At 70.4% G+C, this 18,800-nt stretch carries 22 protein-coding genes; 9 read left to right on the plus strand and 13 right to left on the minus strand.

The genetic code is table 11. The features are described from left to right. The first annotated feature begins 111 nt into the window (after nucleotides 1-111). A complete protein-coding gene (locus tag JOD27_RS30625) occupies nucleotides 112-1,185 on the plus strand; it encodes a hypothetical protein (RefSeq protein WP_204765768.1) in 1,074 nt (357 codons plus the stop codon). On the opposite strand, the gene JOD27_RS30630 is transcribed toward JOD27_RS30625, so the two are convergent. Beyond that, nucleotides 1,149-2,597, minus strand: coding sequence for an amidase (locus JOD27_RS30630; RefSeq protein ID WP_204765769.1), 1,449 nt, complete (start codon nucleotides 2,595-2,597; stop codon nucleotides 1,149-1,151). The genes JOD27_RS30625 and JOD27_RS30630 overlap by 37 nt on opposite strands. 145 nt (nucleotides 2,598-2,742) lie before the next feature. On the opposite strand from JOD27_RS30630, the gene JOD27_RS30635 reads away from it, so the two are divergent. After that, on the plus strand, nucleotides 2,743-3,576 hold the full coding sequence (locus JOD27_RS30635; protein WP_204765770.1) for a pentapeptide repeat-containing protein: 834 nt from the start codon (nucleotides 2,743-2,745) through the stop codon (nucleotides 3,574-3,576). Here JOD27_RS30635 and JOD27_RS30640 read toward each other — a convergent pair. Next, nucleotides 3,564-4,064, minus strand: a complete 501-nt coding sequence (locus tag JOD27_RS30640; RefSeq protein ID WP_204765771.1) for a CGNR zinc finger domain-containing protein — start codon at nucleotides 4,062-4,064, stop codon at nucleotides 3,564-3,566. The two genes, JOD27_RS30635 and JOD27_RS30640, sit on opposite strands and share 13 nt — an antisense overlap. A gap of 26 nt (nucleotides 4,065-4,090) precedes the next feature. Between JOD27_RS30640 and JOD27_RS30645 the strand changes: the two genes are divergently transcribed. After that, on the plus strand, nucleotides 4,091-4,297 hold the full coding sequence (locus JOD27_RS30645; protein WP_204765772.1) for a hypothetical protein: 207 nt from the start codon (nucleotides 4,091-4,093) through the stop codon (nucleotides 4,295-4,297). After that, nucleotides 4,284-4,898, plus strand: coding sequence for a TetR/AcrR family transcriptional regulator (locus tag JOD27_RS30650; RefSeq protein WP_307830418.1), 615 nt, complete (start codon nucleotides 4,284-4,286; stop codon nucleotides 4,896-4,898). The genes JOD27_RS30645 and JOD27_RS30650 overlap by 14 nt, the downstream gene beginning before the upstream one ends. On the opposite strand, the gene JOD27_RS30655 is transcribed toward JOD27_RS30650, so the two are convergent. The 5 genes from JOD27_RS30655 to JOD27_RS30675 form a co-directional block, all read right to left on the minus strand. Then, nucleotides 4,852-5,529 carry a hypothetical protein gene (locus JOD27_RS30655; RefSeq protein WP_204765773.1) on the minus strand — a complete coding sequence of 226 codons (678 nt, stop codon included), beginning with the start codon at nucleotides 5,527-5,529 and terminating at the stop codon, nucleotides 4,852-4,854. The genes JOD27_RS30650 and JOD27_RS30655 overlap by 47 nt on opposite strands. A gap of 9 nt (nucleotides 5,530-5,538) precedes the next feature. Further along, complete coding sequence (locus JOD27_RS30660; RefSeq protein ID WP_204765774.1) at nucleotides 5,539-6,087, minus strand: AAA family ATPase; 549 nt, start codon at nucleotides 6,085-6,087, stop codon at nucleotides 5,539-5,541. A 10-nt stretch (nucleotides 6,088-6,097) separates the two neighbouring features. Then, a complete protein-coding gene (locus tag JOD27_RS30665; protein WP_204765775.1) occupies nucleotides 6,098-6,961 on the minus strand; it encodes a ferredoxin family protein in 864 nt (287 codons plus the stop codon). A 78-nt stretch (nucleotides 6,962-7,039) separates the two neighbouring features. Next, nucleotides 7,040-7,363 carry a hypothetical protein gene (locus tag JOD27_RS30670; protein WP_204765776.1) on the minus strand — a complete coding sequence of 108 codons (324 nt, stop codon included), beginning with the start codon at nucleotides 7,361-7,363 and terminating at the stop codon, nucleotides 7,040-7,042. Continuing rightward, the gene (locus tag JOD27_RS30675) at nucleotides 7,360-7,947 is read right to left on the minus strand and encodes a PadR family transcriptional regulator (RefSeq protein ID WP_204765777.1); all 588 of its coding nucleotides are present in this window, start codon (nucleotides 7,945-7,947) and stop codon (nucleotides 7,360-7,362) included. Before JOD27_RS30675 ends, JOD27_RS30670 begins: the two co-directional genes overlap by 4 nt. 48 nt (nucleotides 7,948-7,995) lie before the next feature. Between JOD27_RS30675 and JOD27_RS30680 the strand changes: the two genes are divergently transcribed. Together JOD27_RS30680 and JOD27_RS30685 are read left to right on the plus strand one after the other, a co-directional pair. After that, nucleotides 7,996-8,694, plus strand: a complete 699-nt coding sequence (locus JOD27_RS30680) for an SDR family oxidoreductase (protein ID WP_204765778.1) — start codon at nucleotides 7,996-7,998, stop codon at nucleotides 8,692-8,694. A 55-nt stretch (nucleotides 8,695-8,749) separates the two neighbouring features. After that, nucleotides 8,750-9,379: a class I SAM-dependent methyltransferase gene (locus JOD27_RS30685; RefSeq protein WP_204765779.1), complete on the plus strand. Its 630-nt coding sequence runs from the start codon at nucleotides 8,750-8,752 to the stop codon at nucleotides 9,377-9,379. Here JOD27_RS30685 and JOD27_RS30690 read toward each other — a convergent pair. The 4 genes from JOD27_RS30690 to JOD27_RS30705 are packed head-to-tail and all read right to left on the minus strand — an operon-like array spanning nucleotide 9,376 to nucleotide 12,559. Beyond that, nucleotides 9,376-9,738 (minus strand): VOC family protein, encoded by a 363-nt coding sequence (locus tag JOD27_RS30690; protein WP_204765780.1) that lies wholly within the window; start codon nucleotides 9,736-9,738, stop codon nucleotides 9,376-9,378. The genes JOD27_RS30685 and JOD27_RS30690 overlap by 4 nt on opposite strands. A gap of 13 nt (nucleotides 9,739-9,751) precedes the next feature. Then, on the minus strand, nucleotides 9,752-10,678 hold the full coding sequence (locus JOD27_RS30695) for an isopenicillin N synthase family dioxygenase (protein ID WP_204765781.1): 927 nt from the start codon (nucleotides 10,676-10,678) through the stop codon (nucleotides 9,752-9,754). Between the two features lie 42 nt (nucleotides 10,679-10,720). After that, nucleotides 10,721-11,470: a ZIP family metal transporter gene (locus JOD27_RS30700; protein WP_204765782.1), complete on the minus strand. Its 750-nt coding sequence runs from the start codon at nucleotides 11,468-11,470 to the stop codon at nucleotides 10,721-10,723. 3 nt (nucleotides 11,471-11,473) lie between these two features. After that, nucleotides 11,474-12,559 carry an epoxide hydrolase family protein gene (locus JOD27_RS30705; protein WP_204765783.1) on the minus strand — a complete coding sequence of 362 codons (1,086 nt, stop codon included), beginning with the start codon at nucleotides 12,557-12,559 and terminating at the stop codon, nucleotides 11,474-11,476. A 52-nt stretch (nucleotides 12,560-12,611) separates the two neighbouring features. Between JOD27_RS30705 and JOD27_RS30710 the strand changes: the two genes are divergently transcribed. Continuing rightward, complete coding sequence (locus tag JOD27_RS30710) at nucleotides 12,612-13,556, plus strand: helix-turn-helix transcriptional regulator (protein ID WP_204765784.1); 945 nt, start codon at nucleotides 12,612-12,614, stop codon at nucleotides 13,554-13,556. 180 nt (nucleotides 13,557-13,736) lie between these two features. Here JOD27_RS30710 and JOD27_RS30715 read toward each other — a convergent pair whose 3' ends face one another. Beyond that, nucleotides 13,737-16,667, minus strand: a complete 2,931-nt coding sequence (locus JOD27_RS30715; RefSeq protein ID WP_204765785.1) for an NACHT domain-containing protein — start codon at nucleotides 16,665-16,667, stop codon at nucleotides 13,737-13,739. A gap of 29 nt (nucleotides 16,668-16,696) precedes the next feature. Continuing rightward, entirely contained in the window at nucleotides 16,697-17,248 is a 552-nt protein-coding gene (locus JOD27_RS30720) for a cadmium resistance transporter (RefSeq protein WP_204765786.1), read from the minus strand. A gap of 94 nt (nucleotides 17,249-17,342) precedes the next feature. On the opposite strand from JOD27_RS30720, the gene JOD27_RS30725 reads away from it, so the two are divergent. Then, the gene (locus JOD27_RS30725; RefSeq protein WP_239569633.1) at nucleotides 17,343-18,227 is read left to right on the plus strand and encodes an SDR family NAD(P)-dependent oxidoreductase; all 885 of its coding nucleotides are present in this window, start codon (nucleotides 17,343-17,345) and stop codon (nucleotides 18,225-18,227) included. A gap of 9 nt (nucleotides 18,228-18,236) precedes the next feature. Continuing rightward, on the plus strand, nucleotides 18,237-18,797 hold the full coding sequence (locus tag JOD27_RS30730; RefSeq protein WP_204765788.1) for a TetR/AcrR family transcriptional regulator: 561 nt from the start codon (nucleotides 18,237-18,239) through the stop codon (nucleotides 18,795-18,797). Nucleotides 18,798-18,800 lie beyond the last annotated feature (3 nt).

Below are 18,800 nucleotides of genomic sequence, written 5' to 3' on the forward strand. Positions count from 1 at the left end.
GAGAGTACGGAAGCTCCCCGCGTACCGAACGGCAACGACGGAAGGTGAACCTTAAATCCGTTAGGGCGACATCTGTGGCACTCGACTGGGCTACGCGGGAATGATGTTGTGATGACCTCGCTGCCCGCCGCCGTCGCCTCCGCGTTGCTCGAGGCCGACGGCGAGGACGCGGACTGGCCGGCCCGCTGGCAGGCCCTCACGGGCGTGTCGGTCGAGCTGCAGTCGTTGCTGGTCACCGACCCCGGCCCGGAGCTGGTCGGGCTGATCGAGCAGATCGTCACCCAGCTGGCCGACGGAGTGGCGAGCACCAGAAGACACCGGGTCGAGCTCGCCGAACTGGCCCACCGCGTGCTCGGCACCCACGCCCGCGCGTGCGCCCAGACCCGCCCGGACCCGGTCCGGCTCGCCGACTGGCTGCTCGACCTGCAGCTGCGCCACCCCGACGCCCCCGACGTCAGCCTGGCCGCCTACGCCGACGCGCTCGACGAGGAGGGGCTGAGCCACTACCGCGAGCGCGCGGTGACGTTGTTCGAGCTGCTGCCCGTGATCGGGTTCGGCGAGACCGGCCGCTACGACCGCGAGCGCTGGGCGTTGCTGCGGATCATGGAGGAGCTGGCCGAGTACACCGACGACGTCGACCTGCAGCTGCTGGTGCTGTCGAAGGACCTGTCCTCGGGCTGGCACTACCTGCAGGTCGCGACCGTGCTGCGCGACAACGGCCGCGGCGACGAGGCCCTCGACTGGGTCGACCGCGGGCTGCACGCGGTCGGCGGGCGGGGTGCGGCACTGCGGCTGATCGACCTGGCTGTGGAGGAACACCTGCGGCGCGGCAGCCCGCCGCGGGCGGTGGAGGTGTGCAAGCAGGCGTTCTTCGCCCGGCCCAACCTCGACGTCTACCTCAAGATCCGGGCCCTGGTCGTGCACACCGACTGGCCGCCGGTGCGGGCGGAGCTCGTGAACCACCTCGTGCAGGACGGCAGCCGCCTCGCGATCGAGGTCTACCGGCGCATCGTCGAGGTCGAGCTCGCGCGGCGCGGCATAGAGGAGCAGGAACTCGTCGTCGAATGGCTCCACCAGCTACGCGGTCTGCAGCCCGACGCCTTCGCCGACTACCTGGAGCACATCAAGTCCCGCCACGTCGCGGACCGTCAACTGCTCGACGAGTTGTCCCGGCGAGGACTCTGACCGAGGCCGGAGGGGGTCCGGTCCGCCCACGGCCGGGCGCGCTCCAGCTGGGCGGACACCGACAGCAGCGTGCACTCGTCGTGACGGCGGCCCACCAGCTGCACCGCGAGCGGCAGACCGGAGGACGTGCGGCCGGCCGGGACGACGGCGGCCGGGTTGCCCACGACGTTCCAGATCTGCAGGAACGACGTGTAGTGCGAGGCGGCCAGCAGCGCGGTGACGACGTTGCGGTGGTCCCACTCGCCGACGCGGATCGGGGGGCGGGTCAGCGCCGGGGTGAGCAGCACGTCGACCGAGGTGAAGATCCGGTTCGCGTAGGCGGTGAGCGACGCGTCGTCCTTGCGGGCCCAGCGGACCAGGCCGCGCGGCAGGCGGCGGCCCAGTTCGGCGACCGCGCGGGTGCGGGCCTCGACGAGGTCGGGGAACTCCATGCCGTTGCGCGCCAGATGGGCGTTGTGCAGGTACCGCACGGCGAACTGGGTCGACGCGACGACGTCACGCATGGGCGGGTCGATGCGCATGACGTCGTGGCCGAGGTCGGTGAGCAGCGCGGCGGTGTCCTGCACGGCGTCGCGGACCTCGTCGGCGATCGGGATGCCAGGACCCCACGGCCGCAGCGACACCCCGATCCGCAGCTTTCCTGGGTCGGTCGTGGCCGCCTCGGTGAAGCTGGTGCGCGGCGGGTGCGCGACGTGCACGTCACCGGGTGCCGCGCCGTGGATCTGGTCGGCGACCAACGCCCAGTCCAGCACGGTGCGGGTGATCGGCCCCGCGACGACGAGCCCGCCCCACACCTCGCGTTCCGGTGCGAGGGAGACCCGGCCGCGCTGGGGCTTGAGCCCGAACAGACCCGTCACCGCGGACGGGATGCGGATCGACCCGGCGCCGTCGGTGCCGATGGCCGCCGCGGCGAGCCCGGCCGCGACCGCCGCGGCGGAGCCACCGCTGGAACCGCCGGGGGAGTGCGTCAGCGACCACGGGTTGCGCGTCGGCCCGGCCCAGCCGCTCTCGGTGTAGGGCCACAGGCCGAGCTCGGGCATGCGGGTGCGGCCGATGATCACCGCTCCCGCCTTGCGCAGCCGCTCGACGATCGCGGAGTCCGCAGGTTCCGGTGTGCGGGCGGCGTTGGTGCCCTTCGTCGTCGGCAGTCCCGCGATCGCGATGTCCTCCTTGACCGCGATCGGCACGCCCAGCAGCGGCACCTCCTCGCCGCGCGATTTCCGTTTGTCGGCGGCGTCGGCTTCGGCCAGTGCCTGCTCGGCGAACACCGCGCGGAACGCGTTGAGCTGCGGATCGAGGCGCTCGATGCGGGCGAGGTGCTCGGTGACCAGGTCGCGCGCGGTCACCTCACCGGACCGCACGGCGTGCGCCTGCCTGGCCACCCCTGCGAAACACAGCTCCGTCAGCTCCATGGACCGACCCTAAGCGCCGACAGGTGATCTACAGAATGGGAGTTCCCGCGCAAGCTCGGCGACGTCGCCGGCTGACAGGCCAATGGGTGCCGCGTTGAATTCCACCACTGTCTGATGGAATGACCCAGGTCACATCATCGAACGCATGGTGTCTCTCTCGCGCTGGCTGACCCGGCTCACCTTCCACCACGACGTCGAGGTGCCTCCGTCCCGCCCGGCGCGGACACCGGTGCGCGACATCCGCTCCCGGCTGCTTTCCCGCGACGCCGACGCACGCCTGAGCGGCCTGCGTGACTGGGCCGAGTACGGCGCGCGGGCGGTGGAGCACCGGCAGCCGGCGCTGGACCTGCTGTGCGAGGCGCTGCGGGAACTGCCGTGGCCGGGCACCGAGGCCGATCAGCGGTGGCGGCTGGTGCTGCAGGCGAGCCTGACGGCGCGGCTGCGGCCGGGGCCGGGTTTCTGGCTGGGCAGCGACATCGACCTGCGCCACACCACGCTCGTCGACTTCGACCTGGCGCAGTGCCGGGTGGGCGCTGCCCGGCTGGACGGCAGCCGGTTCGTCGGCGACGCCCGCTTCGACCTGGCCACGTTCCTCGGTGACTTCACCGCGCACGGGGCGTTCTTCGGGCGGCACGTGGTGTGCACGCAGTCGGTGTTCGCGCGCGGGTTCGGGCTGCGCGAGGCGACGGTGTGCGGCAACGGCGAGTTCTCCGGCATCCACGCCGCCGGGGCGGTGACGCTGCGCGGGACCCGGTGGTCCGGCCGCGCGGATTTCACCGGTGCCCGGTTCGGCTCGGAGCTGGACTGCTCACGTGTGCGGTTCGGTGGGCGTGCGCTGTTCCGGCGTGCCTGGTTCGCCGGTGCCGCGTCGTTCGCCGGCACGTGGTTCCGTGGCCGCGAGGACTTCGTGGACGCGGCGTTCGGCGGCGAGACGTCGTTCGAGAACATCCGCTTCGGGCACCGGGTTCACGCCGACTGACGGCTGCGGTGCTGTGCCACGGCGACGCGGTTGGCGCACTTGGTGGAGCAGAAGCGGCGGCGGCCGTTGCGGCTGGTGTCGACGAACACGGTGTCGCAGCCGTCGCGGTCGCACCAGCCGATGCGCCCGGCGTCCTCGCAGAACAACGCCGCCATGCCCGCGGCCGTGTAGGCCTTGACCCGCACGTCGGTGGGGGCGTCCTCGCGCGCGTAGTGCAGGTGCGGCGCGCGGCCGTCGTGGGTGGAGATGTAGTGCGTGGTCGACGACTCGGCCAGAAGCTCGTTGAGCAGGTCCACGGCCGGGGCGCGGAAGACCTGCCGCAGCCGCTCGACCCAGTCTCGTACGTCACGTTCCTGGCGGGCGTCGAGGGAGCCGAGCGGCTTGTAGTCGGAGGCTTTCAGCACGTCGAGCAGGGGTGTGGCGCGGTCGGCGTTGACCAGTTTCGCGGCGAGCTCGGCGGCCGCCCCGCCGTAAGGGTTGAAATGCACTAGACCATGACATCAGGCTGGGGTGCATGATCGCCACCTGCCCCGCCTGCCGCTGGCCCTGCTCCTCCGCCGTCTCCGCCCACGGCTCGGTGTCCTACGTCCGCTGCGTGTGCGGCCTGTTCCTGGTCGTCGAACGCGGGGTCATCATCGCGACCGCCGGGACCAGCACGTTCGCCCCGATTCACCACACCCGTGGTGATCTTGCTAGTGTCCCGGACCGTGAGCCGTCGTGATCTTCTCTGCGACACCGCGATCCAGATCCTCGCGGTGGAAGGCGGCCGGGGACTGACCCACCGCGCGATCGACCGCGAGGCCGGCGTCCCCATCGGCACCACCAAGAACTACTTCCCGACCCGCGAGTCGATCCTCGAGGCCGCGGCGGCGCGCATGACGTCGTTGCACCGCGCGGCGGTCGACCGCCTGCGCGAGACGACGCCGGCCGACATCAGCGCCTCCGACGTCGCCGAGCTCTACCCGGCGCTGCTGCGCCGCGCGGTGGCCGACGACCCGACCCAGATGCTCGCGATGGTCGAGCTGTACCTGGAGGCCGTGCGCCGACCCGGTGTGCGGGCGGCCCTGTCGGGGATGGTGCTGGCCAACGCCGAGGCCGGTGCGGCGTTGCAGCAGGCGGCCGGGCTGCCCTCGACGGTGCGCGACACGGGCCTGCTCGACGCCTACTTCCTGGGGGTGGCGATCTCGCTGCTGGCGTTGCCGGTGGAGACGCTCGAGACCGTCGGCCTGGACGACCCGTACGCGCTGGGGATCGGCGTGTTCTCCGCGACCGTCCCTAACGCCGGCCCGTCACCAGAACGGAGATCAGCAGAATCAGGCTGATCACGGCGGGCACCACGCACGCGACGGCGAGCATCGCCAGCCCGAACTGGTCACCGCCGTCCGGGGTGCCGGGGATCGTGGAAATGGCCCACGCGGTGATGCCTCCGCCGACGAGCGTGATCGGCCCCAGCACCGCGGCGGCACGGCCTTTGACGTGCTTGCGGATCGGTTCGCGCGCCGCGGCGGCGCAGTGGGTGCCCAGCGCGGCGACGATCACGCGGCTGTCCTGGGTGAGGCCGGTGAAGTGCAGCAGCGCCCCGTCGGCGAACCGGATCGTGCAGTCGATGTCCGAGCCGGTGTAGGAGTAGGTGCCGCGTTCGGCGACGTCGACGGCCTTGACCTGGTCCCACGTCCAGGCCCGGCGCACGCCGCCGAACTCGTGCGCGAGACCGCTCTCGTAGACCTCGATGACCTCGGGCTTGCCCGCCTTGCGCAGCAGCACCACCGCGGCCGGGCCGGCGATGAGCAGCGGGAAGGCGGCGAAGATCAGCGCGTACTGCGCGCCGTCCAGGTCGATCACGAACATCAGCACCAGCAGCAGGGCGCTGACCAGCGCGACGACCAGCAGCACGCGGCCCATGACGCGTCTTCGGTCGGTGGCGACGACATGTGTGCTCTGCAGGGGACCCATCCGATCAACCTACCGGCCGGGTCCGGCAGTGCCCGGCTCCTTCGCCAGCGCGGCCATCAGCGTTTCGTATGTGTGGTCGGCGTCGGCGCCGTCGGTCTCGATGACGACGCTTTCGGGCGTGAGGTAGGCGGCGAGATGCTGGTGGATGCGGCGGATCACGGTGGCGCCGCCCATCGCCTCGACGGCGGTGTCGATGTGGTGGTCACGCCGCCGGAAGCGGTCGATCGTGGTCTCGGGTGCGGCGAGCAGCACGAACTCCCGGTACCGCGCGCCCGCCGCCGCGGCGGCCTGGGCGAAGGCCGCGCTCTGGCCGCGGTCGGTGATCAGCTGCGGCATGACCACGTCGTGCCCGCAGGACAGGTGCCGGGCGGCCATGGCGAGGGCGAGCGGGCGGACGAGCCTGACGGTGCCGGGGAAGTCGTCGCGCCAGCCGCCGATGAGCCGCACGATCTCGTCGGCGTCGAGGTTGAGCGTCTTCGGGTGCTCGTCGGCGTAGCGGGCGGCGATGGTCGACTTGCCGACGCCGGTGGGGCCGTTGAGGTGGATCAGCGTGGGCACCGCGGCCACGTCAGCGGCAGACCTGCGCGAGCTCGTCGATCGCGGTGGCGACCAGGGCGATCGCGATGTCGGGGGACTTCCCGCAGCTCGCGGGCCGCGGCGGCACCGGCTGCTCGCTCAGCGTCACCCGCCATTCGCGGCCGTCGGCGTGCCGCACGGTCGCGGAGTCGTTCGTCTCGCCGACGACGGTGAGCACGTCGCGGGTCTCGCCGATCTGGGCGCGGACGGCGACCTCGGCGACCTGCCCTCGCGGGGTGAAGCAGGACCGGCCGCGGCACCGATCGGCGAGGATGCCCTCGGTGACGACGCGCTGGGCCAACTGGTGGTCGAGCCGCCCGTACAGGTGACCGGTGGGCAGCAGGATGCCGGTGGGGGCGAAGCGGTGTCCGCCGGTGTGCGTGCACTCCCACAGGTTCAGCGCGGTGGCGATCGGGCGGCCGTACAGGGCGCAGCAGACGTCGCGTTTGCTGTTCGTGCAGACCAGCAGCAGCGGGTCGTCGACAGGGGTGCCGAACGCGGTGGAACGGCCGTCGCCGAGCGCGGCGAAGTCGAGTTCGAGGGCTTCTTCCGGCGTGGCGAGGTCGGCTTGCTCCAGCCACGACGCGCCGGGCTTTGTCGAGGCCAGGTACACGCGGCGGCTGCCGGCGACGCGGTGGTCGGCGTGTTTGCCTGGGCGGCGGATGAGCAGGATGCGCACGCCGGTGCCGGCGGCGCGGCGCTGCAGTTCGGCACCGAGCTCGGGGTCGAGGTGGCTCTGCACGATCGCGTCGCGGCCCCACGGGCCCGGCTGCTCCAGGCACAGCCACGCCGTCGCGGTCGCGGCCGTGCCGGCCAGTGGTTCGCCCGCGAAGTCGGAGAGTATCGAGCACCTCATCTGCACACTCTATACGTCCGATCGGGTGAGGAATAAGGGCACCCTTACTTGGTTTCACCGGGACGGCCGTCGCGAAACTCAGCTCTCGAGCTGGGCGATCCGCTGCGTCAGCGCTTCCTCCAGGCGGGCGCGGTAGCCGATGAACAGCTTGTTCGCCAGGTACGGCGCCCAGTTGCCCTGGCCGGAGATGTTGTGGACGCGGTGCACGAGCAGCGCGCCCTCGGGGTGCGGGTGCACCGCGTCCTCACCGCGGTACCACCAGTCGCCCCAGTAGGCGATGACGCCCCGCTCGCGGTCGACGAGCCGGTGCGACCCGGACTCGCCGGCGTCGGCGAACATCCGCTCCCGCACCTCTTCCAGCGGCGCGTGCACCACGCCGGACACTTCGAACAGCAGTCTCATCGGTGCTTGTCCTCCCAGTGTTCGTATCCGCCGACGGTGCCGTCGCGGGTGGCGGCGGCGAACCAGGCGAGCCAGGCGCGTTCGGCGCGCAGGATGGCCATCCGGTAGTCGAGCTCGATCCACGCGAGCTGCGGCAGTCCCATGCCGGCGAGCTTCTCCAGCAGCACGGCCAGTGCGGTGAGCTGCTCAGCGACGGCCGCCAGGCGCTGTTCGACGACGGTGAGCGCGTCGTGTGGTGGCAGCAGGCCGACCATCGAGATCCCTGCCTCGAACCGCCGGTACTCCTTGGCGGGGACGGCGATCAGCTCGCGCAGCCAGTCGTGCAGCTCCGCGGTGCCCGCCTCGGTGACCGCGTAGACGGTGCGTTCGGGGCGGTTGCCGGCTTTCTGGGTGGCGGCGGCGGTGATCAGCTCGTGGCGGTGGAGCTGCTCGACGACGGTGTAGAGGGAGCCGTAGTTGAGCTTGATCACCTCCTCCTGATGGCGTTCCCGCATGGTCTGCGCCATCTCGTAGGGGTGCATCGGCCGTTCCGACAGCAGGGCCAGCACCGCGAGGGCCAGCGGGTTCGTGCGCTTGAACGTCATATCCGCTCCCGTATATCCGCCACCGAATATATGGGTAGGGTGGGCGACATGACAACGGTGATCACCGGGGGAAGCCGGGGTATCGGTGCCGCGACCGCGCGCAGGCTCGTGCGCGACGGGCACCGGGTCGTGATCAGCTACCGCCAGTCCGCCGAGGAGGCGCGGCTGCTGGAGAAGGAGCTCGGCGTACTCGCCGTGCAGGCCGACACGTCGAACGAGGACGACGTCGCGCGGCTGTTCGACGCCGCGGGCGACGACATCACCGGCGTGGTGAACAACGCCGGCATCACCTCACCGTCGGGCCCGCTGGCCGAACTGCGCACCGAGGACCTGCGGCGCGTGGTGGACGTGAACGTGATCGGTGCCTTCTTCGTGGCCCGTGAGGCGGCACGGCGGATGACGCGCGGAGCGATCGTGAACGTGTCGTCGGGGGCGGCGACGCTGGGCAGTCCGGGGGAGTACGTCCACTACGCCGCCACGAAAGCCGCGGTGGACGCGTTGACGATCGGCCTGGGCAAGGAGCTCGCGCCGCGCGGGATCCGCGTCAACGGCGTGCAGCCGGGCACCATCCGCACGGAGATCCACCAGCTGTCGGGGCAACCGGACCGGCCGGACAAGGTCGCGGGCCGCGTGCCGATGGGACGCCCCGGCGAGGCCGAGGAGATCGCGAACGCCATCGCGTGGCTGCTGTCGGAGGAGGCCTCCTACGCCGCGGGCGCGATCCTGCGCGTCACCGGCGGAACGTGAGTGCGGACTTTCGCCTCTGAGGCGGCGCGGACCGCCGGCCCTAAGCTTCTCCGTCATGTCCGCGCCCACGCTCACCGACTTCGTGCTCGCCCACACGACCCTCACGCCGGTGCCGCTGGTACCCGAGGTGGTCCTGCACAGCGCGGTCGAGGCCATGGACCTGTGGGAGCTGACCGAGAACGACGAGCCGCCGTTCTGGGCGTTCCCGTGGGCGGGCGGCCAGGCCCTGGCCCGGCACCTGCTCGACCACCCCGGGCTGGTGCGCGACCGCAAGGTCTTCGACCTCGCCTCCGGCTCCGGCCTGGTCGCGATCGCGGCGGCACTGGCGGGCGCGGACTCGGTGACCGCCAACGACATCGACCCGCTGTCACTGGCCGCGGTGGAGCTCAACGCCGCCGTGAACGGCGTCGCGGTCCGCACCCTGGCCGGTGACCAGCTCGACAGCGACGCCCACGGCGCCGACGTCGTGCTGGCCGGCGACGTCTTCTACGACGCCCAGATCACCGCGCTGGTGCTGCCGTTCCTGACCAGAGCCGCGGCACGGGGCGCGCTCGTGCTGCTCGGCGACCCCGATCGCGCGCACCTGCCGCGCGACCGGTTCACCGCGCAGGCCCGCTACGAGGTGCCGGTGCCGCTGACGCTGGAGAGCACCGAGACCCGCAGCGCCACGATCTGGCGCGCCTAGTTGGTGACCAGGCAGAACGGGTGCCCGGCCGGGTCGGTGTAGACGCGGAACCCAACCGGTTGGGGTGAGCCCTTCAGCAGCGTCGCACCCAGCTCCAGCACGAGCGGCTCGGCGGCGTCCAGGTCGGTGACCAGCACGTCGAGGTGGATCTGCTGCGGGTGCTCCTGCCCGGGCCACTGCGGCGGCGAGTAGTCGTCGACGCGCTGGAACGACAGCCTCCTGCCGTTCGGGAGGGTCAGCGTCGTCCACTCGCCGTCGGAGTCGGTGATCTCGCCGCCGAGCACCTGCCGGTAGAACCCGGCCAGCACGTCCGGATCCGGGCAGTCGATCACCACGTCGTAGAGCTCACCGATCGCCATCAACGCCCCCAAGTCATCCGATCGAGATGGCCGCGAGCTTCGCCCGCAGGTACTCACCGCCCCCGACTTCCGGGTAACGGCCGTCGAGCGACACGATCCTCGCATCGGTGTCGGTGTTGTAGAAGAAGATCAGCGACACCAGGTCCTCGTCCGGCGCGGAGGCGTCCGGCGGGAGCACGCGGTGCGGGGTGGACCGCCACCGGTCCGACACCCAGCGGGCCATCAGGTCACCGATGTTGACGGTGAAGGCGGCCGGGTCGAACGGCGCGTCCTCCCACACCCCGTCGGCACCGCGGACCTGCAGCCCGCCCACACCGTGCTGGCGGTCCAGGATCGTCACCGTGCCGAAGTCGGTGTGCTCGCCGATGCGGAACTGCCCCGGACTCGGCGGCCCGACCTGCCGCAGCGGCGGGTAGTGGTTGACGTTCATGTTGTACGAGGGCGCGCGCGTGTGACGGGTGAACAGGTCTTCCGGCTCGCCGAGCGCGACCGCGAAGATCGTCAGCAGCTCGTCGGCCAGCGCCCGCATCCGCCGCAGGTAGTCGGTCACCACCGGTTCCAGCTCGGGCACCTCGCCCGGGAAGACGTTGGGGCGGAAGAAGAACGGGTCGTCGCCCGCGGAGTCGTCCGAGCCGAACGTCAGCGTCTCCTTCAGATCCGGCGGTGCCATGCCGCCGTCGGCGCGGCCGGTGGCCTGCTCGTCCGGCGGCAGCCAGCCCCGCCCACCGGTGCGCACGGCGTAGGGCTCCTTCTCCTCGGTGGGCAACGCGAAGAACCGCCGCGTCAGCTCACGGGTGCGATCACGCAGCTCGTCCGGCACACCGTGCCCGGTGATCAGCAGAAACCCCGACTCCCGCAACGCCGCGTCCACCCGCGCCGCCACCTCGGCACGCCGCGTGCCGTCGAACCATCCGGTCAAGTCCACCAGCGGAACACCCATGGCTGCACTCCTACCGCCGCCGCACCGATCGCACCAGGTGAACTAACCCAACCGTTCCACCACGAACGCGGTCAGGAACCCCGCCGTCGTGCACAACCCCGTGTACAGCCTGGCCCGTTCGTAGGCCTCCGGGATCATCGTGTCCGCGATCATCGCCAGAATCGCGCCCGCCGCCACCGCCGTGATCACCGCGATCAGCTGCGGTGACGCGTCGTCCAGCACGAGATTGCCCAGAGCCGCGGCGACACCGCTGGCCACCGCGATCGCACCCCACACCCCGAACACGTACCCCACCCCGCGGCCCGCCTGCTTCATACCGGCGACGCTGGACAACCCTTCCGGCACGTTCGAGATGACCACCGCCACCAGCATCGCCACCCCGATCCCGCCACCACCCAGCAGCGACACCCCCAGCACCACCGACTCCGGCACGCCGTCGAGCAACGCACCCACCGCGATCGCCGTGCCACTACCGGCCTGGTCCTGCTCGGACGGCTGGTTGCTGGTGCGCTTGCGATGCCGCGCACCCCGCCGCGCCAGCAGCACGTTCGCCAGCACGTACACCACCGCGCCACCGAGGAACCCGACGGAGGTGGCGAGCAGACCACCGTTGCGCTCCGCCTCGTCCATCAGCTCGAACGCCGCCGCCGCGGTCAGCACACCCGCACCGAACGCCATCACCACCGCGACCACATCACGGGGGACACGCACGAACCAGGCGACCAGGGCGCCCACCACGAGCGCCCCGCCACCCGCCAACCCCCACAACCCGGCTTCAACCCACTGCGCCACGACCTACATCTTCGCGAAGAACGCCTTCAGATCACCGGACAGCTCCTCCGGCGCGTCGTGCCCGGAGTAGTGACCACCCGTCGCGAACTCCGACCAGTGCACGATGTTGTGGTGATCGCGCTCGGCGAACCGCCGCACGGTCTGGAAGTCGTCCCGGAACACCGCCACACCCAGCGGGAACGTCGTCGGCTCCGTCGGCGTGTCCTCGCGGTGCTTGTCCTCGAAGTACAACCGCGCCGACGACCCCGCCGTCGCGGTGAACCAGTAGATCGACACGTTCGCCAGCAGGAAGTCCCTCGTCACCGCCGGCTCACCCATCAGCTGCATCGTCCACGCCAGCTGCCCGACGGGGGAGTCCGCCAGCGCGAACGCCACGTTCTGCGGCCGCGCCTGCTGCAAATTCGCATACCCCGACAGGTTCTCCCAGAAGTTCTGCAGCACCCCGAGCCGCCGGAAGTCCTCCTCGGTCAGCCCCTCCATCTCCGCCGGATCACCCGACGGGAACGAGAAGACCTGCGTCACGTGCACCCCCGCCACGTGCTCTGTGTCCGCCCGACCCACCTCGGGCGCGATCAGCGCCCCCGCGTCGTTGCCGTGCACCCCGTACCGCTCGTACCCCAGCCGTGCCATCAGCTCCACGAACGCCCTCGCGATCCGCCCCGAGTGCCAGCCGGTCTCGGTCGTCGGCCCGGAGAACCCGAACCCCGGAATCGACGGGATCACCAGGTGGAAGTCGTCCCGCAACCGGTCGATCACCCCCACGAACTCCATGATCGACCCCGGCCAGCCGTGAATCATCAGCAACGGCAACGCCTCCGGATTCGCGCTCCGCACGTGCAGGAAGTGCACATTCGTCCCGTCGATCTCGGTCACGAACTGCGGGTGCGCGTTGAGCGTGCGCTCCACCGCCCGCCAGTCGAACTCCTCCGCCCAGTACCGAGCCATCTCCCGCACCGTCTCGACCGCGTCCCCGTACCGCGCGCCCGCCCCCGGCACCTGGTCCGTCCACCGCGTCCGCGCCAACCGGAACCGAAGCTCCTCGACGTCCGCCTCGTCGACCGCGATGTGGAATTCCCTGATCTCCGTCATAACCCAAGGCTAGAAGGCCTTGTGGCCAACTCCTGTCCTAAAGTCTGCAGGCATGTTGGAAACCTCGGCACGCCTGCTGCGCCTGCTCGCCCTCCTGCAGTCCCGCCGCGACTGGCAAGGCGCGGAACTCGCCGACGAACTCCAGATCAGCCAGCGCACCGTCCGCCGCGACATCGACCGCCTGCGCGAACTCGGCTACCCCGTCAACGCCACCACCGGCACCTTCGGCGGCTACCGCCTCGGCGCCGGCGCCGAACTCCCACCGCTGCTGCTCGACGACAACGAAGCAGTCGCCGTCGCCGCCGCCCTGCGCACCAACGCGGTGACCGGCCTCGAAGAAGTCTCCCTGCGCGCCCTGCTCAAACTCGAACAGGTCCTGCCCTCACGCCTGCGTCACCGCGTCTCCGCCCTGCACCACATCGAATCCGTCCCACGAGACACCCCCGGGCCCGCCCTCGACCCCGAACTCCTCTCCACCCTCGCCGCCGTCTGCCGCGACAGCGACACCATCCGCTTCGACTACCACTCCCACGACGGCACCCCCTCCCGCCGCCGCGTCGAACCCCACCGCCTCGTCAACTGGGGCCGCCGCTGGTACCTCGTCGCCTGGGACTGCGACCGCACCGACTGGCGCAGCTTCCGCGTCGACCGCATCAGCCCGCCCCACCCCCCGTTCGGCCCCCGCTTCACCCCACGCGACTTCGACGCCACCACCTACGTCGCCTCCAGCACCACCTCAGCCGCCTGGCGCTTCCAGGCCCGCGTCCTCGTCCACGCCCCAGCCGACGTCGTCGCCACCCGCATCACCGCCGCCGTCGGCACCGTCGAAGCCGTCGACGCCACCACCTGCGTCCTCGTCACCGGCGCCGACACCGTCGAAACACTCGCCGTCTGGATCGGCATGCTCGGCCACGACTTCGAAGTCACCTCACCACCCGAACTCGTGGCACACGTTCGCACCCTTGCGGCCCGCTACGCCCGCGCCGTACAAGACTGACCATGGCCATCACCGGACGGGACATCGAGCACCTGCTCTACACCGACACCCCGGACCCGATCCTGGTGGTGCACAACGGCTCGACGGAGATCGTGGCTGCCGCCAAGCTCGGTGGTTACACGGGCGCGGTGGTGGTGTGCTCGCGCACGGAGATCTTGCGGAGGGTGGGGGAGCGCGACCTCACGGAACAGGATCTCGCTCAGTTGGCCGAGGCCCTCGCGGCTGCAATTCAACACCCAGATCAGCAGCCGCCGCCTTGGCCCGCTTGAGCAGATCCGGCCGACCCGCAGTCAGCGTGGAGACGTCGCACACGCTCAGGTAACCGGTCACGTCGAGGAAGTCCCGGTCGGCCGGGAACCTGAAACCTCGCTCGTGCAACCGCAGCCACGCGTCCAGCGCTTCGACGTTGGCCACGTCGGCTTTCGTACCGTACTTCTGCAGGATCGCCAGATCGTCGCCTCCACGCCCGATCCGTGCGAAGAGCTGCTCCACGAACAGCGAGCGAGGCACCGGCAGCTCGGCAAGCCGCACCAGGGCGGGCAGGCACTTCTCCACCGGTGTCGCCGCCAACATGATCAGTGCAGCTGTCGCCTCGATGCCGTGCGCCGCCGCGAGCGGTGTCACCGCGTCCCGCAACGTCACCGCGACCGCGTCCAGCGTCACGTACGGCTCGGACATCAGGATCCAGTCCCGCTCCCTGTCTCCCGTCCCGACCCTCAGGCTGACGGCGAAATGCCGATCGCGATCCCGTTCGACCCACAACCCGCGCACGACACTCGCCCACTCGGCCGAGGACAGGCGGGACTTCCAGAACAACGCCTCGCGCTGCCAGTCCTCGACGCTCACGTTCAGGTCGGGCGCGTAGACCTTGTCGCGCAACACCAGCGCCAACGCGACCAGGTTCAGCGAATACGTCGCGTCCCTCGCCGAGTCGGTCATCACGTTGGGCTCGTAGACCCCACGTGACAGCCGCCGCTCGTTGCGCGCCCCGAACAACCGCACCACGAGGTCGAACAGCTCCTCCGCGTCCGCCGCCCTCGCGAACTCCCGCAGGAAGTCCAGCACCGGCTTGCTCGTGGTCAGCGCCGTGAACGACAGGACGGAGTACAGCTCCGTGTCGTCCACAGTGGACTTGCGGCGCGACCGGGCGGCATCCTCGCGGCGCAGATCGTCCAGCCGGCCCCACACGAACCGGGCGACCAGGTACTCGCCGAAGGTCGCGTGCAGGAACTCATAGGTGCGGAGCCTGGTCTTGTCCTCACGGACCGCCTCCGTCTTCTGCACGAAGAAGAACCGCCCCAGAACCGTCTCGCCGGCCGACAAGGGAGTACGGGTTCCTATCCGGCGATCAGGCGACTCGACACCGAGCAGCTGAGCCAGGTCGGATGTCACCTCGTGCTCGGCCACCCACTGCGCGCCGCGGTTGAACATCGCGAGTCCGACCACCGACAACCGCTCGAGCTCGAACTCAACGTCCTCGTCGACATCCGTGCCGGCGCTCTTGGCCACCTCACGCCGCGCGAACCGGTCGAGCAGCCGCTCGTACAGCTGGCCCCTGCTCATACCGAGGTGATCACGCTGGAACGAGCTGTCGACCGCGTCGTACAACGCCAGCATCAGCAGCAACAACGGCTGCGAGGCGAGATCCCGGTACTCCAGCACGGTCTCGACGGGCAGGGGAGGGTTGACCGCGTTCCACACCGCCAGCCACGCGGCGACCTGCTCGTCGGAGAACGGCAGCAGCCGCACCACATGCGTGCCCACCGGCAACTCCAGCCCAGCGCAGACGCTCAGCCTGCTCGTCACGACGAAGACCGCAGGCCTGCCCATGTCCTGCAGCGTCTGCTGGAACTCGGCGATCACGGTGAGGTAGCGCGTCTGGCTCACGCCCGTCGCCTGCAGCAGCTCGTCGAACCCGTCCAACACCACCACGGGCAGCGCCCCGCCGGTGCTCCGCGAGAACTCGGCCCAGCTCACCGGCTCGTGCAGCAACTCGTGCAAGCCGTGCTCCATCTGCCGCTTCAGATCAGCGTCCGCGGGAGTGCCGCGCAGCTCGACCCGCACCACGGCGAAGTCCGACGCCGGCAACCGCGCCGCCAGCATCTCGGTCAGCACCGACTTGCCCGACCCCGGATCACCCAGCACCAGCAGCGGCGACGACAACGCCTCCGGCGACGTCAGATACCCCACCAGATAGGCGTAGAGATCGTCACGGACCTCCACGTCGTCCCACCACGCGTGCAGCGATGGCGCTGCCGCACGTTCGGTGCCGATCACCACCTGGAACCGCGGGTCGACATAAGCCTCGGCCAGACTCGGGATCCGCACCCCGTCCGGCACCTCGGTCGACTTCACCAGCGGCCGCCGCAACGCGCCCCGGTACGCGCCGGCCAGCTCGCTGAACCGCACTTCGGGGGTCAGGTCGGTCGTGGTCTCCCGCAACACCTCCTCCAACCGCGCCAACGCGGATCGCGTCGCACGCGCGTCGTGCACCGAACACCAGAACCGGACTTCCGGGTATTCGGCCGCGAGCTGGCCGAGCAGCTCCTCGTACCGCTCGACTGCCCGCCCCGGCAGGGTGAGCCCGATCGCCTCATCCACCCGACCGCGCTGGGTCTCGTCGAGCTCGTCCCAGGACGCCAGGCTCCTCAACACGTCGAACAACGCGACGCCCATGGTGACGTAGAACGAGTTGATCCGGTCGAGGTTGTGCTCGTACGGGCGGCCAACCGAAGGCAACGGCAGGCTGAGGTCCCACGGGTTGAACCGGACGACCAGATCGCGATCCTGCGGACGCAGGCTCACGTGCACCCGCTGCTCTTCGAACGCCTCGAAGAACGCCGTCATCACCAGCACCGCGTGCGCGGCGTGCAGCTGCTGCGTGCGGGTGTAGCGGCTGACGTTGCGGCGCCGGGCGGAGACCTTGGAGATCAGCTCGTTGCTGAGCCTGATGAAGTCCGGCTTGGCGTCGAACAGGTCCAGCACCTGCCACAGCCCCAACGAACCCGCGAGCAGCGCGCCGTTCAGCAGCTTGTCCATCTTGGCGACGATCGGGTGTTCCCTGCCGCCGAGGCTCTTCACTGCCTCGTTGTAGCTGTAGGTCCTTCGCACCCGAAGCTTTCTACCCGACATGCGTGTGCTCAGCCGGAGAACAACACCAAAAGACCAATCACGATCAGCACCACAGGCAGGGCGATGTGGCCCCACTTGGCGAGAGCACGCGCGACCACCTGACGGGACGCCAGGAACCAGCCCGCCAGGCACCACACGCCGACCAGGACCAGGAACACCGCCACGTAGACCCACAGGGATTCGGCGACGGTGAAGACCGGGACGTAGACGCCGATGTTGTCGCCGCCGTTCGCCAGCGTCACGCCTGCCACGGCGAGGACGCCTGGGGCGGCGTCCGGCTCCTCATCGTCGTCGTTGCCGCGCCAGAGTGACCAAGCCGCTTTGACACCGAGGGCCAGGGGGATCAGACCCAGCCACGGGCGGAACTGCTCCGGCAGGAGCGAGGCACCGAGGGCGCCGACGACGGCCAGGGCGAGGATGCCCGTGAAGCCCAGGTACTGACCGGCGACCACCTGCCAGGCCACGCGGGCCCGCGCGAAGAAGAGCGCGAGGAGCACCAGGTCGTCGACGTTCGTCACCGCGAACATGCCTGCTGCCTGGCCGACCACCCCGAGATCCACGGCGGCATTCTGCACGCGAAGAAACGGATACCGAATCCGGATGTGTGCTAGCGTTGCGGAGGTAAGTGGATGAGCTATCCGGATTGGGGTTGTGATGGTAAGCAAGGCAGTGGTCACCGCGGGGACCGGAGGCATCGGGCTCGAGACAGCCGTCGGGCTGGCGAAGGCCGGGTACGCGGTCACCGTCGTCGGACGGAACGCCCAACGTGGCGCTCGAGCCGTCGAGAGGATCAACGCAGGGGGAGGGGAGCCCGCGCGGTTCCTGCAGGCCGACCTCGCCGTGCTCGACGAGGTGCGCACGCTCGCGGAGCGGATCGCCACCGAGGGGGAGCTGGCCGTGCTGGTCAACAACGTCGGCGCGATGTTCCAGGACCGGACCGACCTCAACGGGGTCGAGGCGTCGTTCGTGGTCAACCACCTGTCGCCGTACCTGCTGACCGAACTGCTACTGCCGGCGTTGCGGAGCGGCGCGCCCAGCCGGGTGGTCAACGTGACGAGCGGGGCGGTGGCGCTGGCGAAGAAGGTGTTCGACGAGGTCGAGCCGCCCGGCGGGTACTACGGCTTCCACTGGTACGGGCGGGCCAAGCTCGCGAACCTCGCCTACACGCTCGACCTCGCCGCGAGGCTGGAGGGCAGTGGCGTGTCGGTGTTCGCGGCCGATCCCGGGGGAGCGGCCACCGACATGACGGATGGCACGATGCGCAACGCCAAGATCGTGTCGCCCGGCCTGCGGTTGTTGTGGCCGTTGGTGCGGCGGAAGTTCGAGCGATCGACCTCCGGAGCGGCGTCGGTGGCGGCGCGCTCGTCCATCGTCGCCGCCACCGACGACACCCTGCAGACCGGCCTGCTGATCGGGCCCCAGGGCACGCCCGTCACGCCCATCAAGGCGGCCACAGACCCGCGGACTGCGGCGGCAGTACGCAAACTCACCGAACAGCACGCACCGATCGAACGCGTTCCGGATGGGGTATCCAATTAGGCTGGAGGCATGACGCCGCAGCGCAAGGACGCCGCCCGCAACTGGGACCGGATCCTCACCGTCGCCAGGGAACTCGTCGACGAAGGCACCCCGCTGCAGCTCAACGACGTCGCCCGGCGCGCAGGACTGGGCGTCGGCACGGTCTACCGGCACTTCCCGACCACCGAAGCGCTCCTGGAGACCGTCGCCACGCCTCGCCTGGAGGCACTCGTCGACCACGGCCAAAAAGCACTGACCGACGACGACCCGTGGCAGGCCTTCTCCGGCTTCCTGACACGGCTCGTCGAAGCCCAGGTCAGCGACCCCTCACTGGCCAAGGTCGCCGCCACCGCCGACGACGCCCTGCCACGCACCACCGAACTCAAACAGCAGATGATGGCCACCGGCACCAAGCTGCTCGCCCGCGCCCGCCAAGCCGGAGCAGTCCGGCCCGACCTCGCCGACGGCGACATCGTCCCGCTCATGTGCGGCGTCGCCTACGCCACCTACGTCCACAGCGACGGACCCGCCGACCGGCTGCCCACCGCCCGCCGCTACCTCGCCACCCTGCTCAGAGGCCTCAGTGCCTGACCT

Origin of the sequence: Lentzea nigeriaca, from assembly GCF_016907955.1 — a bacterium.
In the GTDB taxonomy this organism is placed as follows: Bacteria; Actinomycetota; Actinomycetes; order Mycobacteriales; family Pseudonocardiaceae; genus Lentzea; species Lentzea nigeriaca.

Coding starts and splice junctions, on each gene's coding strand:
- JOD27_RS30625 (WP_204765768.1), top strand. CDS start 112: ATGACCTCGCTGCCCGCCGCCGTCGCCTCCGCGTTGCTCGAGGCCGAC.
- JOD27_RS30630 (WP_204765769.1), bottom strand. CDS start 2,597: ATGGAGCTGACGGAGCTGTGTTTCGCAGGGGTGGCCAGGCAGGCGCAC.
- JOD27_RS30635 (WP_204765770.1), top strand. CDS start 2,743: ATGGTGTCTCTCTCGCGCTGGCTGACCCGGCTCACCTTCCACCACGAC.
- JOD27_RS30645 (WP_204765772.1), top strand. CDS start 4,091: ATGATCGCCACCTGCCCCGCCTGCCGCTGGCCCTGCTCCTCCGCCGTC.
- JOD27_RS30655 (WP_204765773.1), bottom strand. CDS start 5,529: ATGGGTCCCCTGCAGAGCACACATGTCGTCGCCACCGACCGAAGACGC.
- JOD27_RS30665 (WP_204765775.1), bottom strand. CDS start 6,961: ATGAGGTGCTCGATACTCTCCGACTTCGCGGGCGAACCACTGGCCGGC.
- JOD27_RS30670 (WP_204765776.1), bottom strand. CDS start 7,363: ATGAGACTGCTGTTCGAAGTGTCCGGCGTGGTGCACGCGCCGCTGGAA.
- JOD27_RS30675 (WP_204765777.1), bottom strand. CDS start 7,947: ATGACGTTCAAGCGCACGAACCCGCTGGCCCTCGCGGTGCTGGCCCTG.
- JOD27_RS30680 (WP_204765778.1), top strand. CDS start 7,996: ATGACAACGGTGATCACCGGGGGAAGCCGGGGTATCGGTGCCGCGACC.
- JOD27_RS30685 (WP_204765779.1), top strand. CDS start 8,750: ATGTCCGCGCCCACGCTCACCGACTTCGTGCTCGCCCACACGACCCTC.
- JOD27_RS30690 (WP_204765780.1), bottom strand. CDS start 9,738: ATGGCGATCGGTGAGCTCTACGACGTGGTGATCGACTGCCCGGATCCG.
- JOD27_RS30695 (WP_204765781.1), bottom strand. CDS start 10,678: ATGGGTGTTCCGCTGGTGGACTTGACCGGATGGTTCGACGGCACGCGG.
- JOD27_RS30705 (WP_204765783.1), bottom strand. CDS start 12,559: ATGACGGAGATCAGGGAATTCCACATCGCGGTCGACGAGGCGGACGTC.
- JOD27_RS30710 (WP_204765784.1), top strand. CDS start 12,612: ATGTTGGAAACCTCGGCACGCCTGCTGCGCCTGCTCGCCCTCCTGCAG.
- JOD27_RS30725 (WP_239569633.1), top strand. CDS start 17,343: ATGGTAAGCAAGGCAGTGGTCACCGCGGGGACCGGAGGCATCGGGCTC.
- JOD27_RS30730 (WP_204765788.1), top strand. CDS start 18,237: ATGACGCCGCAGCGCAAGGACGCCGCCCGCAACTGGGACCGGATCCTC.